Source organism: Pseudomonas sp. DTU12.1 (assembly GCF_009873475.1).
Lineage (GTDB): Bacteria > Pseudomonadota > Gammaproteobacteria > Pseudomonadales > Pseudomonadaceae > Aquipseudomonas > Aquipseudomonas proteolytica.
On record NZ_CP045254.1, the window covers coordinates 1,271,002 to 1,283,553 of the forward strand.

At 62.7% G+C, this 12,552-nt stretch carries 11 protein-coding genes; 9 read left to right on the forward strand and 2 right to left on the reverse strand.

Annotated features, from left to right (window positions below; all coding sequences use genetic code 11):
* Positions 1-282: 282 nt before the first annotated feature.
* From GDV60_RS05590 to dacB, 8 genes are all read left to right on the forward strand, one after another.
* Positions 283-585 carry a DUF3649 domain-containing protein gene (locus tag GDV60_RS05590; RefSeq protein ID WP_029295523.1) on the forward strand — a complete coding sequence of 101 codons (303 nt, stop codon included), beginning with the start codon at positions 283-285 and terminating at the stop codon, positions 583-585.
* A complete protein-coding gene (locus GDV60_RS05595; RefSeq protein WP_159906555.1) occupies positions 582-2,156 on the forward strand; it encodes a PepSY domain-containing protein in 1,575 nt (524 codons plus the stop codon). The genes GDV60_RS05590 and GDV60_RS05595 overlap by 4 nt, the downstream gene beginning before the upstream one ends.
* The gene (locus GDV60_RS05600; protein WP_092233692.1) at positions 2,156-2,482 is read left to right on the forward strand and encodes a DUF3325 domain-containing protein; all 327 of its coding nucleotides are present in this window, start codon (positions 2,156-2,158) and stop codon (positions 2,480-2,482) included. Before GDV60_RS05595 ends, GDV60_RS05600 begins: the two co-directional genes overlap by 1 nt.
* A gap of 9 nt (positions 2,483-2,491) precedes the next feature.
* Positions 2,492-3,067: an RNA polymerase sigma factor gene (locus GDV60_RS05605; RefSeq protein ID WP_029295516.1), complete on the forward strand. Its 576-nt coding sequence runs from the start codon at positions 2,492-2,494 to the stop codon at positions 3,065-3,067.
* Positions 3,064-4,041, forward strand: coding sequence for a FecR family protein (locus tag GDV60_RS05610; protein WP_159906557.1), 978 nt, complete (start codon positions 3,064-3,066; stop codon positions 4,039-4,041). The genes GDV60_RS05605 and GDV60_RS05610 overlap by 4 nt, the downstream gene beginning before the upstream one ends.
* A gap of 450 nt (positions 4,042-4,491) precedes the next feature.
* A complete protein-coding gene (gene ykgO, locus GDV60_RS05615) occupies positions 4,492-4,641 on the forward strand; it encodes a type B 50S ribosomal protein L36 (RefSeq protein ID WP_020297337.1) in 150 nt (49 codons plus the stop codon).
* A gap of 110 nt (positions 4,642-4,751) precedes the next feature.
* Entirely contained in the window at positions 4,752-7,181 is a 2,430-nt protein-coding gene (locus tag GDV60_RS05620; protein ID WP_092233698.1) for a TonB-dependent receptor, read from the forward strand.
* Positions 7,182-7,250: 69 nt separating this feature from the next.
* The gene (gene dacB, locus GDV60_RS05625) at positions 7,251-8,720 is read left to right on the forward strand and encodes a D-alanyl-D-alanine carboxypeptidase/D-alanyl-D-alanine-endopeptidase (protein WP_092233701.1); all 1,470 of its coding nucleotides are present in this window, start codon (positions 7,251-7,253) and stop codon (positions 8,718-8,720) included.
* Positions 8,721-8,941: 221 nt separating this feature from the next.
* Here the strand turns inward: dacB and GDV60_RS05630 are convergent, their stop codons facing one another.
* Positions 8,942-9,826 carry an AraC family transcriptional regulator gene (locus GDV60_RS05630; protein WP_104911639.1) on the reverse strand — a complete coding sequence of 295 codons (885 nt, stop codon included), beginning with the start codon at positions 9,824-9,826 and terminating at the stop codon, positions 8,942-8,944.
* A gap of 136 nt (positions 9,827-9,962) precedes the next feature.
* On the opposite strand from GDV60_RS05630, the gene GDV60_RS05635 reads away from it, so the two are divergent.
* Positions 9,963-10,874 carry a DMT family transporter gene (locus GDV60_RS05635; protein WP_159906559.1) on the forward strand — a complete coding sequence of 304 codons (912 nt, stop codon included), beginning with the start codon at positions 9,963-9,965 and terminating at the stop codon, positions 10,872-10,874.
* 40 nt (positions 10,875-10,914) lie between these two features.
* Here GDV60_RS05635 and norR read toward each other — a convergent pair whose 3' ends face one another.
* Positions 10,915-12,456 carry a nitric oxide reductase transcriptional regulator NorR gene (norR, locus tag GDV60_RS05640; RefSeq protein WP_029300201.1) on the reverse strand — a complete coding sequence of 514 codons (1,542 nt, stop codon included), beginning with the start codon at positions 12,454-12,456 and terminating at the stop codon, positions 10,915-10,917.
* Positions 12,457-12,552 lie beyond the last annotated feature (96 nt).

The following is a 12,552-nucleotide window of genomic DNA, read 5'->3' on the forward strand; positions in this document are numbered from 1 at the left end:
GCTTGCCTGCGATAGCGCTGTGTCAGTCACCTATGCGTTAACTGACCCACCGCTATCGCAGGCAAGCCAGCTCCCACATTTGTTTTGGGGCATGTCCAAAACTCCCTGCCTCGCCGAGATCCCCTGTGTGGGCTTGCCCGCGAAGGCGGTGGTTCAGCCACCTGTATATCCACTGACCCACCGCCATTGCAGGCAAGGTACATTTGATGTTCGTCGTTCTCTTTTGCTTATGAGAATATTTATCATTAAACTCCCGCCCCTGATAAACCAGGCGCCACTGGCATGAAAAGCAAAGCCTCACTTCCTCTTTCCTATCGCCTCGGTGTGACGTCGCGCCTGCTGGCGGCTGTCGTCGGCGGCTATGTGTTGGCGTCCCTGGCCAGCGTGTGCCTGAGCTTCTGGCTGCCACTATCGCGCGCCGATGCGGTGGTCAGTGGCATGCTCAGTTCCTTTGTGTTCTACCTGCTGGCGGTGATCTGGTGCTTTGCCTGCCGCAGTGCGGCCCGCGCCTGGTTTGGCGTGCTGGTGCCGTGCGCGATATTGGCCACCCTGGCTGGCCTGGCCTATTGGATGGGGCGCCCATGAAAGAGGGTTTCCGTCAGGCAATGGCCTGGTTGCACACCTGGGCCGGGTTGATTTTCGGCTGGTTGCTGTTCGCGATTTTCCTCACCGGCACCCTGTCTTACTTCAAGGGCGAAATCACCCACTGGATGCAGCCGGAAGTACCCGCCCATGCCGTGGACGATGCGCGCAGCGTGGCCGTGGCGCAGCGCTACCTGGAACAGCACGCACCCACGGCGGCCCGTTGGTTTATCGGCTTGCCCGATAGCCGCGACCCCGGTTTATCGGTGATGTGGCAAGACAAGATCGACCCTGGCCGGCGCGGCAATTTCATCGAGAAAATGCTCGACCCGGTCTCCGGCGAACAGCTCCAGGCCCGGGAAACCATGGGCGGCGAGTTCTTCTACCGGTTCCACTTCCAGTTGCAGATGCCCCATCCGTGGGGCCGCTGGTTGTCGACTATCGCCGCGATGGTGATGTTCGTCGCGCTGATCACCGGGATCATCACCCACAAGAAAATCTTCAAGGACTTCTTCACCTTCCGTCCGCGCAAGGGCCAGCGCTCCTGGCTCGATGGGCACAATGCGGTCGGCGTGCTGGTGTTGCCGTTCCACCTGATGATCACCTACAGCAGCCTGGTGATTTTCATGACCATGGTCATGCCCGCCAGCATCATTGCGTCCTATGACGGCGACACCCGCGCCTTCTTCAATGAATTGTTCCCCGCCACCGACAACGCGCCGGCCCTCGGCCAGCCGGGCAAACTGCTGCCGTTGGCGCCGCTGGTGGAACAGGCGCGGGCGCAGTGGGACGGTGGTCATGTGGGGCGGCTGGCGGTGAACAACCCTGGCGACGTGAATGCCTCGGTCAATGTCTCCCGCGCCGGCTCTGACCGGGTGGTGCATGATTTCGGCAGTACCGTGTCGTTTAATGGCAACACTGGCGAGCTGCTACGGGTCAGTGCCGAACAGTCGCTGCCGATGGCGATTGGGGGCAGCTTCTATGGCCTGCACATGGGGCATTTTGCTGGCCCGGTGCTGCGGTGGCTGTACTTTATCTGCGGCCTGGCGGGCACGGCGATGATTGGCACCGGCCTGGTGATCTGGCTGGGCAAGCGGCAGCTCAAGCACGCAAAAACCGGGGTGATGCCGTTTGAATTGCGCCTGGTGGAAGTGCTGAACCTGGCCAGTATGTCCGGGCTGCTCATCGCCATTGCTGTGTTTTTCTGGGCCAATCGCCTGCTGCCTGCGACCTTCGCTGAGCGTTCGGACTGGGAAGTGCAGAGCTTCTTTATCGCCTGGGGCCTGACCTTGCTCCACGCCATGCTGCGCCGTGGCCGCCGCGCCTGGATCGAGCAACTGGGCCTGGGCGCCGTGCTGTTTATGGCGGTGCCGCTGCTCAATGCGCTGACCACTTCCGAGCATCTGGGCGTGTCGCTGGCCAAGGGTGATTGGGCCATGGCCGGTTTTGACCTGACGTGCCTGGGCAGCGGCCTGTTCCTGGCCTGGGCTGCCTGGAAAATGCAGCACCGCAGCGCCGTGCAGCCCCGGGCCGAGCGCGCCCGCCCACTGACCCTCAAAGGCGAGGTGCACTGATGTTGCTGGCCTTGTTGCTGTGCTACGCAGGTTTTGTTGCGCTGTGCCTGTCCCTGGACCGTCACCACGGCGAGTTGCTGCACAGCAAACCTTCGCCACGGCGGCGCCTGGGGTTGCGTGTGGGCGGATGGCTGCTGTTGGCGCTGTCGATCTGGCCGGCGGTGCACATGGCCGGCTGGAGTCGGGGCCTGGTGGACTGGTGCGCGGTGCTGATGCTCAGCGGGCTGTTGCTGGTGTTGCTGTTGCCGTATCGGCCAAGGCTGGCCTTGATCCTCGCGGGCGTCGGCCTGCTGGCCAGCCCCGTTGCGGCATTCGCGACCCTCTGAGCCCTGTCGATGATCAGCACACCGCCCGAACCCCAGGATCACCCCCACGCAGAATCGTCGGGCGGGCGTGCACATTTCCTGCAGGTATTTTTGTCTCAGCGCTCACAGATGGAGGCGTTGGTCAGCCGCCGCGTAGGCTGCCGGGCGACGGCCGCGGACCTGGTGCAGGACTTGTTCCTGCGCTTCTGGCGCCGGCCCCTGGTGCAGGTCGAAGAACTCAGCACCTACCTGCTGCGCTGCGCCGGCAATATCGCCATCGACCACTTGCGCAGCGAAGGCGCGCGGGTGCGCGGCAATGAAGGCTGGTTGCCGGAACATCAGGATCATCACGGCTCCGAGCCCCAGGCCGCGCTGGAAGCGGGCAACGATCTGCGCCATGTGGAAGCGGCGCTGCGCAGTTTGCCGGAGCGTACGCGGCAGATCTTTTTGCTCAACCGCATCCACGGGCGCAAATACGCAGAAATCGCCAAGGCCATGGGCCTGTCCCAAAGTGCCGTGGAAAAACATATGATGCGCGCCCTCGAAGCCTGCAAAGCCAGCCTTCGTGAACCCCCACCACCACGCTCGCCAGGGAAAGCACCGTGAACGTCACCCCGACGCCCGCCCAGGAACAGGCCGCCCTGGCCTGGCTCAGCCTGCTGCACGATGCGCCGAGCAGTGGCGACCAGGCCACGTTCAGCCACTGGCTGCGCGCCGACCCGGCCCATGTCGAGGCGTATGCCCAGGCCCAGGTGTTGTGGGAGTTGAGCGAAGTGCCGGCGAGCACCCTGGCCGACGAAGATGCCTTGGCCTTGCAGCGTTACCTCAAGGCCATGGATGGCGCGAAACCCGCCCGTATGCGCCGCTGGTCTGTGGCACTGGCGATGGCGGCTTGCCTGGTGTTGATGGTGTCGATGGGCGCCGGTTGGCAGCCGCAGCGCTGGGCCGACGACCTGGGCGCCGATTACGTCAGCGCGCCGGGTGAAGTCAAAACCGTGACCCTGGCCGATCACAGCCAAATCACCCTGGATGCCGACAGCGCGATTGCCGTGGATTTCAGCCAGGGCGAGCGGCATATCCAACTGCGTCGTGGCGCCGGTTTTTTCAATGTCGCCCACACAGGGCAAGCCTTTGTGGTGCACGCCGACAGCGGCGAAGTGCGGGTGCTGGGCACGCAGTTTGAAGTGCGCCTGCAACCGGCGGGCGCCCAGGTAACGGTGTTGTCGGGGCGGGTAGGGGTGACGCCTTCTGCCCAGGGTACTCAGCAGATTCTGACGGCCGGCCAGCAAGTGACCTACGTCGAGGGTGTGGCTGATGAGCGGCATGCCGTGGACAGTGAATCACGCCTGGGGTGGCGCGACGGCTGGCTCAACTACTACAAGGCCCCATTGGCCGATGTGGTCAAGGACCTTGGCCGTTACTACCCCGGCCGCATCCTGCTGCTCAATGACCAACTCGGCGCCCGCCGGGTCAGCGGCAGCTTCCCGAGCAAGGACCCCGAGGCGGTGCTCAAGGCATTGCAAGCAGTGCTGGGTTTTGAGCAGCACAATGTGCTGGGCCGGCTGATCGTCGTTCGCTAAAAACTATCCACACCCCTGTAGGAGCCGGCCGGCGATGGCGTCGTCAAGAGCAGCGTAGGTCTTGGGGGCCTCATCGCTGCATAGGTATCTACACAACTTTGCCGCAACGCCTAGATCCAGGCAGATAGCGCAGTTGTGGCGAGCGGGCTTGTCGGAACGCCGCATCGCCCGCGCTGGGCTGCGAAGCAGCCCTAAACCCTGCCATCGCGGTTTACCTGAAGAAATGCGGCGGGCTTTTTGGGGCTGCTTCGCAGCCCAGCGCGGGCGATGCGGCGTTCCGACAAGCCCGCTCGCCACAGGAGAGTTCGTCAGTTTCTGAAAGTTGTGTAGATACCTATGCTCATCGCTGGCAAGCCAGTTCCTACAGGGAATGGGTGAGTGAGAGAGTTGATAACTGTTCTTATTTGTATTTATGATATGTTATTACATTAAAGCGAAGGAGCCTCCCCCATGAAAGTCCTGTCCTCACTCAAAGAAGCCAAAAACCGTCACCGCGACTGCCAGATCGTCAAGCGCCGTGGGCGGATCTATGTGATCTGCAAATCCAACCCACGCTTCAAGGCCCGCCAGGGTGGGGCAAAAAACAAGAATAAAGGCTGAGGGTGAAATTATTTTCAATTTCACCTGAGGTAAAACCCCACGCCATCCGTGTAGTGCTTGAAACTGCGATCAATTCGCATTAACGGCGTTTTCTACACGGGTTCTCAAGCATGAAGTCCAGGGCAAAGTCGGCGGCAGGCGGTTCGGTTAAACAGTGGCTGGGAGCCTCCCTTCTGGCCGCTTCAGGTCTGGCGGTATTGCCGCTGAGCCTGGCGCAGGCGGCGGATGCGCAACAGCAAAGCACGGTCTTCAACTTTGCACTCCAGGCCAAACCGTTGCCCCAGGCACTGAGCGATTTCAGTCGCGTGACCGGCATCAGCGTGGTCTACACCGACGAAGCGCCCTACACCCTCAATGCCCCGGCCGTCACTGGGCAGATGAGTGCGGCCCAGGCCCTGCAGCGCCTGCTGGGCAGTTCCGGCTTGACCTTCCGCCAGATCGACGCGCGCACCCTGGCCCTGGAGCCGCTGCCTACCGAAGGCGCGGTCAACCTCGGCGCCACGACCATCAGCGGCGTGAACCCGCAGCAAGCCACCAGCTACCAGCCACCGCCCACCAGTTCGGTGATGCGCTCCCAGGGCTTGCTGCTGGAAACCCCGCAAACCGTGAACATCGTGCCGGCCCAGGTGATGCGCGACCAGGTGCCGCGCAACCTCGACGATGCATTGACCAACATCAGCGGCGTCACCCAGGCCAACACCTTGGGCAGCACCCAGGATGCGGTGATGCTGCGTGGCTTTGGGGATAACCGCAATGGCTCGGTCATGCGCGACGGCATGCCGGTGGTGCAGGGGCGGGCGCTGAACGAAACCGCCGAGCGCGTCGAAGTGCTCAAGGGCCCGGCGTCGTTGTTGTATGGCATCCAGGACCCGGGCGGGGTGATCAATATCGTCAGCAAGAAACCCGAGCTGACCCAATCCACCGCTCTTACTGTGCGCGGCTCGAGCTATGGCAGCGGCAAGAACGGCAGCGGCGGCAACCTCGATACCACCGGCCCCATCGGCGACAGCGGCCTGGCTTACCGCTTGATTGTCGATCATCAGGATGAAGACTACTGGCGCAACTTTGGCACCTACCGCGAAAGCCTGATCGCACCGTCCCTGGCCTGGTACGGCGACAACACCAAAGTGTTGCTGGCCTACGAGCACCGCGAATTCCTCTCGCCGTTCGACCGTGGCACAGCCATCGACCCGAATACCAACCACCCACTGAACATCCCCGCCACGCGCCGCCTGGACGAGTCGTTCAACAATATGGAAGGCCGCTCCGACCTGTATCGCTTCGAGGTTGACCACGATCTGAATGACGACTGGAAGGCCCATTTCGGCTACAGCTGGAACCGCGAAACCTACGACGCCAGCCAAGTGCGCGTGACCAAGGTCAACCCCAATGGCACCCTGAACCGCAACATGGACGGCACCCAGGGCGCGCTGACCACCGACCGCTTCACCACCGTCAGCCTCGAAGGCAAGGTGGATGTGGCCGGCATGCGCCATGACCTGGTGTTCGGCCTGGATGACGAGTACCGCAAAATCTACCGCGCCGACCTGATCCGCCAAGCCAGCCGCAGTGTGTTCAATTACAACGACCCGGTGTATGGCCGCGAAGTGGCCGGCACCACGGTCAGCGCGCCGGACAGCAACCAGACCGATCTGCTGCGCAGCGACTCGGTGTTTTTCCAGGATGCCATCCACCTCACCGACCAGTGGATCCTGGTCGGTGGCGCCCGCTTCCAGGAGTACGACCAGTACGCCGGCAAAGGCCGGCCGTTCACCGCCAACACCGACAGCAACGGCCAGAAGTGGGTGCCCCGCGCCGGTCTGGTGTACCGCTATACCGATGCGCTGTCGTTTTACGGCAGCTACACCGAATCGTTCAAACCCAACTCCACCATCGCGCCGTTGGACAACAAGATGGTGATCGACGGCAGCATCGCCCCGGAAGAATCCAAGTCCTGGGAGCTGGGGGCCAAGCTCGATATGCCGGGGCGCATTACCGCCAACGTGGCGTTGTTTGATATCCACAAGCGCAACGTGCTGGTGTCGATCACCGAGGGCGCGACCTCGATCTACAGCGTCGCCGGCAAGGTACGTTCCCGTGGTCTGGAAATGGACCTGAGCGGGCAATTGACCGAGCAGTGGAGCCTGATCGGCAGCTACGCCTACACCGATGCCGAAGTCACCGAAGACCCGACCTACAAAGGCAAGGGCCTGCAAAACGTGGCGAAGAATTCCGGCTCTGTTTCAGCCGTGTACGACTTCGGCACTGTCGTCGGCGGCGATCAACTGCGCGTCGGTGCCGGTGCGCGTTATGTCGGTGAGCGTGCCGGCGATGCCCTCAACAGCTTCGACTTGCCGGGCTATACCGTGGCGGATGCGTTTGCCACCTACGACACCAAGGTCGACGGGCAGAAGGTCAAGTTCCAGCTCAACGTAAAGAACCTGTTTGACCGTACTTACTACACCTCGGCCGTCAGCCGTCTGTTTGTGTCCATGGGCGATGCGCGCCAGGTGACGTTGTCCAGCACCCTGGAGTTCTGATCATTGGCGATGACGCTGGCGGCGTGAGCTGCTAGCGTTGCGGTCTTTGATGATTGCCGGGACGGTTTGATGCAGTTGGGACGATGGATACACGCCAGTGCCATGCTGGTGGGCTTGAGCCTGTTGTTGGGTGGCTGTGCCACGTCTTCGAAAACCAGCGAGCAGGCACTGGACCAATTGCTGGCCGATCCGGCCCTGGCCGGTGCCAGCGTTTCCCTGATGGTGCGCGATGCCCGCAGCGGCAACACGCTGTACCAGCACAACCCACGCACGCGGCTGGTGCCGGCTTCCAGCATGAAACTGCTGACCACGGCGGCGGCCATGGATGTGCTGGGCCCGCAGTATCGGTTTTCTACGCAGTTGCTGAGTAATGGCAGCCAACAAGGCACACGCCTGATGGGCAATCTGTACCTGCGCGGCCTGGGCGACCCGACGATCCAGTGGGCCGATTACCAGGCGCTGGCGGCGAGCCTGGCCGCGCAGGGCATCCAGCAGATCCAGGGCGATTTGGTGTTCGATGACACTTGGTTCGACGCCGAACGCCTGGGCGTGGATTGGGCCCATGACGACGAAGACAAGTATTACGGCGCGCAGATTTCCGCGCTGACGGTGTCACCCAATGCCGATTTTGATGCGGGCACCTTGATCGTCACGGCCAAGGCGCCTGTGGCGGTCGGCCAACCGCTGAGCGTCACCCTCAGCCCACCTACCGATTATGTGCAACTGAGCAATCTGGCCGTCAGTGGCCCAGGCAACAGCTATGGGCTCAATCGCCAGCATGGCAGCAACCTGCTGCGCCTCAGTGGCACCCTCAAGCCGGGGACGCAAAGCCGCCAGTGGGTCAGCGTGTGGGAGCCGACGCAACTGGTGGCCAATCTGTTTGCCCAGGCCCTGGCGGAGCAGGGGATCAGCGTGCAGGGTCGGCGGGTGATCGGAGGTGTGAGCCCGGCGAACGCCACTGTGCTGGCGACACACCAGTCGGCGCCGTTGCAGGAGCTGATCAGGCCGCTGCTCAAGCTGTCCAACAACAGCATGGCCGAAGCACTGCTCAAGGCCATGGGGCGACAACAGGCGAATGCCGGGACAGCGGCGGCGGGTGTGGCAGCGGTTGCGGATTTTCTGCGCCGCCAAGGCCTGGACCCGGCAACGCTGAACCAGGTGGATGGCTCCGGTTTGTCGCGACGTAACCTGGTGTCGGCGCAGAACTTCACCGACCTGCTGCTGGCCATGGGCAAGCAGCCGTGGTTTAACGCCTGGTACGACGCGCTGCCGATTGCCGGCAACCCGGATCGGCTGAGCGGCGGCAGCCTGCGTTACCGCCTGCGCGGGACCGCGGCACAAGGCAACCTGCAGGCCAAGACGGGTTCGATGGGTGGGGTGTCTTCGTTGACGGGCTACCTCACCGATGCGAGTGGGCGGCGGTTGGTGTTTTCGATGCTGACCAATAACTACGTGGTAGAGGGTAGCCGGATCAAGGCTGTGGAAGACCGTGTGGCGACAGTCCTTTGTAGGAGCGAGCTTGCTCGCGAAGGTCGTTAACGCTAACGCGGGGAACCTGACTGCCTGCATTGGCCTCAGGTTTTTCGCGAGCAAGCTCACTCCTACAGCGGCGGGGTTGGAGTTCCTGGCGAAACCAGTTGGCAACGGCCCTGGCCCAAAGCCCCTTGTAGGAGCGAGCTTGCTCGCGAAGGTCGTTAACGCTAACGCGGGGAACCTGGCTGCCCGCATTGGCCTCAGGTTTTTCGCGAGCAAGCTCGCTCCTACAGGGGGCGGGGTTGGAACGCCTGCCGGTATTCACCCGGTGTCGCGCCCATCGCCTGGCGAAACCGGTTGGTAAAGTGGCTGGCACTGGAAAACCCGCACGCCAGGGCAATCTCCCCCAATGGCAGTGATCCGCCGCGCAACATGGCCTGGGCCCGTACCAGGCGGCGGGCCAGCACATATTGGTGAGGCGGCAGGCCGAAACTGGTGCGAAACATCCGCGCAAAGTGGTACTCCGACAACGCACACAACCCCGCCAATTGCCCCAGGCTGAGCGGCTCGGCCAGTTGCTGTTCGATGTATTCCACCAACTGCCGGCGTTGGTGTGCGGCCAATCCACCCTTGAGCCGCAAACCTTCGCGCAGGCCGACCTGGCTGAGCAGGGTGTGGCTGAGCATTTCATGGGCCAGGCTGCTGGTCAGCAGGCGTTCGGCGGGCTCCTGCCAGTTCAGGCCGATCAACCGGTGAAAACGCCCGGCCTGCTGCGGGTCTTCCAGGAACGTGCTTTCGCGCAGTTGCAGCGCCCGGGGTTCGCGGTCCAGCAGGGTGACGCAACCCAGGGCAAATTGCTCCGGGCTGAAATACACATGGGCCAGGCGGATTTCGCCGTTGATCACCCAGGCCGACTGATGCTCGGCGGGCAGGATGCACAATTTGTCGGGACCGCCCTTGGTGCCGGGCTGGCCACGGCGAAATGTCTCAGTGCCACCGCCGACGTAGCAGGACAGGGTGTGATGGCTGGGGGCCTCGTAGTCCTGGGCGTCGTGGTGGTTGCTCCACAAAGCCGCAGACAAGCCGTCACCCAGCTCGGCACTCAGCTCAAGGCGAGCGTTGGGCGAGCTGTTCAGGGCTTTGAAGACTTGTAGGTTTTCCAGTGCAGACATGGGGTTCTCTCCGACGCCTTGCATCCTACTCCCGGCGGCTGGCGCTGTGATCCCTCGGCCCGACAAAAGCGCAAGAATCTGCAAGTGCCTGGCAGCCAGTCGGGGTGAAACTGTGGCTCAACCACCGGAGTGCGCCATGAACCTATCCCTGTACTTACTGACCGTGCTGATCTGGGGCACCACCTGGATCGCCCTCAAATGGCAACTGGGTGTGGTGGAAATTGCGGCATCCATCGTCTATCGCTTCGGCCTGGCGGCACTGGTGCTGTTTGTGTTGCTGCTGCTCAGTCGCAAATTGCAGGTGATGAACCGCCGTGGGCACCTGATCTGCCTGGCCCAGGGCTTGTGCCTGTTTTGCGTGAACTTCATGTGCTTCCTTACCGCCAGCCAATGGATCCCCAGTGGCCTGGTGGCCGTGGTGTTCTCCACCGCGACGCTATGGAATGCCTTGAATGCCCGAGTGTTCTTCGGGCAGAAAGTGGCACGTAACGTGTTGCTGGGCGGCGGCCTCGGGTTGCTCGGCCTGGGGTTGTTGTTCTGGCCGGAACTGGTCGGGCATACCGCCAGCCCCGAGACGCTGCTGGGCTTGGGCCTGGCGTTGCTGGGGACGATGTGTTTCTCGGCGGGCAACATGCTGTCGAGCCTGCAACAGAAAGCCGGGCTCAAGCCGTTGACCACCAACGCCTGGGGCATGGCTTACGGCGCATCGATGCTGGCGTTGTACTGCGTGATCCAGGGCATTCCTTTTGAAATGGAATGGAACACCCGTTACATCGGCTCGTTGCTGTACCTAGTGATCCCCGGCTCGGTGATCGGCTTTACCGCCTACCTGACCCTGGTCGGCCGCATGGGCCCGGAGCGTGCGGCCTATTGCACGGTGTTGTTCCCGGTGGTGGCGCTGAACGTCTCGGCGCTGCTCGAAGGCTACCAGTGGACCGCCCCGGCGCTGTGCGGGTTGGTGCTGGTGATGCTGGGGAATGTGTTGGTGTTTCGTAAGACCCGAGCGATTACGCCTGTGAGTCCGCTTTGGGAATCGAAGCAAATCTGATGTGGGAGCAGGCAAGCCAGCTCCCACAGTTTGATCGGGGTTACTTCAGGCCCAGGCGTTTGGCCATGCGCCCCAAGTTGGCGCGGTCCAGCCCCAGTTCGCGGGCGGCGCTGGCCCAGTTGTGCTGATGGCGTTCCAGGCAGGCGCTGATGACTTGCCTCTGGTAATGCTCGGTGGCCTGGCGCAAGTCACCGGTCACCACGGCTAGCTCGGCCTGTTCCTCAATCAGCGGCGCCGCTTCACTCGGCAAATCCAGGTCCTTGGCGCTGAGGCTGAGGATCTTCGGCCGCTCCCGGTGGTTGCCCAAGGCTTTCAGCGCGCTGCGGCCAATCAAGTGTTCCAGCTCTCGCACATTCCCGGGCCAGCCATAAGCCAGCAACGCCGCCTGGGCATCGCTGGTCAGGCGCAGGCTGCCCAGGCCCATGCGCGAGCGGTTCTGTTCCAGGAAGAAACCGGCCAGCAGCAACACGTCGCGCCCGCGTTCACGCAAGGCCGGAACTTGCAGCGGGTACACGCTCAAGCGGTGATAGAAGTCGGCGCGGTAACGGCCGTTGCGCACTTCTTCGGCCAAGTCACGGTTGGTGGCGGCGATCAAGCGCACGTCCACTTGATGCTCCTTATCCGAACCCAGTCGCTGCAACTGTCCGCTTTGCAACACCCGCAACAGCTTGGCCTGGACCGCCAGCGACAACTCGCCCACTTCATCGAGGAACAAGGTGCCGCCATTGGCCAGCTCGAACTTGCCCCGCCGTTCGTTCAGCGCCCCGGTGAACGCGCCGCGAACGTGGCCAAACAGCTCACTTTCCACCAGGGTCTCTGGCAGTGCTGCGCAGTTGAGGCTGATCAGCGGTTTCTCTGAACGGGGCGAGGCTGCGTGAATGGCCTGGGCCACCAGCTCCTTGCCGACCCCGGTCTCGCCGGTGATCAACACGGTCAAGTCACTGCCGCCCACCAGCTTGATTTCTTCCACCAGGCGTTTGTGGGTCTTGCTCTGGCCGATCATTTCCTTGTGCTGCTGGCCGCTGGCCTGGCGATAGATTTCTGCACGCTGGTGTTCGTCCTCGGCGCGCAAGGCCAGGTGTTCCATGCGTTCGGCGACATTGACCGTGGCGGCGGCGAGGCTGGCAAACGCCTGCAAGGCGTCCAGTTCAACGCGCTCGAAGCGTTCGGTGTCGAGGGCATCCAGGGTCAGCAGGCCCCAGGGATGGTCGTCGACAAACAGCGGGCAGCCCATGCAGTCGTGGACTTCCAGGTGCCCGTGCAGGCCATCGACCAGGCCGTCGTAGGGGTCGGGCAATTCGCTGTCGCTATCAAAGCGGGTTGGGCCGGGGCTGCTCAGCAGCACGGCAAAGCGCGGATGTTCGCTGATCTTGAAGCGTCGCCCCAGGGTGTCAGGGCTCAAGCCGTCCACCGCCAGCGGCACCAGCCATTCGCCGTCCAGGCGCAGCAGTGCGGCGGCATCGCAGGGCAGCAGGGTGCGCATGGCTTGCAGCAGGCGTCGGTAGCGCTCGCCTTCCGGCAGTTCGCGGGAAAGGTCGGCAACCAGTGGCAGCAGGGTGGTGAGCAGGGAGTGTGCAGTCATAATGACTCCTTGTAGTCCTAATGACTATAAGTTGTGGGAAGTCATATTGACTACTGTTAATTTAAGTCATTGATAACTAACGGATTATTTTTTGGC

Excerpts from the sequence above, each read along its gene's own strand:
- GDV60_RS05590 (WP_029295523.1), top strand. The coding sequence starts at position 283 with ATGAAAAGCAAAGCCTCACTTCCTCTTTCCTATCGCCTCGGTGTGACG.
- GDV60_RS05595 (WP_159906555.1), top strand. The coding sequence starts at position 582 with ATGAAAGAGGGTTTCCGTCAGGCAATGGCCTGGTTGCACACCTGGGCC.
- GDV60_RS05600 (WP_092233692.1), top strand. The coding sequence starts at position 2,156 with ATGTTGCTGGCCTTGTTGCTGTGCTACGCAGGTTTTGTTGCGCTGTGC.
- GDV60_RS05605 (WP_029295516.1), top strand. The coding sequence starts at position 2,492 with ATGATCAGCACACCGCCCGAACCCCAGGATCACCCCCACGCAGAATCG.
- ykgO (WP_020297337.1), top strand. The coding sequence starts at position 4,492 with ATGAAAGTCCTGTCCTCACTCAAAGAAGCCAAAAACCGTCACCGCGAC.
- GDV60_RS05620 (WP_092233698.1), top strand. The coding sequence starts at position 4,752 with ATGAAGTCCAGGGCAAAGTCGGCGGCAGGCGGTTCGGTTAAACAGTGG.
- dacB (WP_092233701.1), top strand. The coding sequence starts at position 7,251 with ATGCAGTTGGGACGATGGATACACGCCAGTGCCATGCTGGTGGGCTTG.
- GDV60_RS05630 (WP_104911639.1), bottom strand. The coding sequence starts at position 9,826 with ATGTCTGCACTGGAAAACCTACAAGTCTTCAAAGCCCTGAACAGCTCG.
- GDV60_RS05635 (WP_159906559.1), top strand. The coding sequence starts at position 9,963 with ATGAACCTATCCCTGTACTTACTGACCGTGCTGATCTGGGGCACCACC.
- norR (WP_029300201.1), bottom strand. The coding sequence starts at position 12,456 with ATGACTGCACACTCCCTGCTCACCACCCTGCTGCCACTGGTTGCCGAC.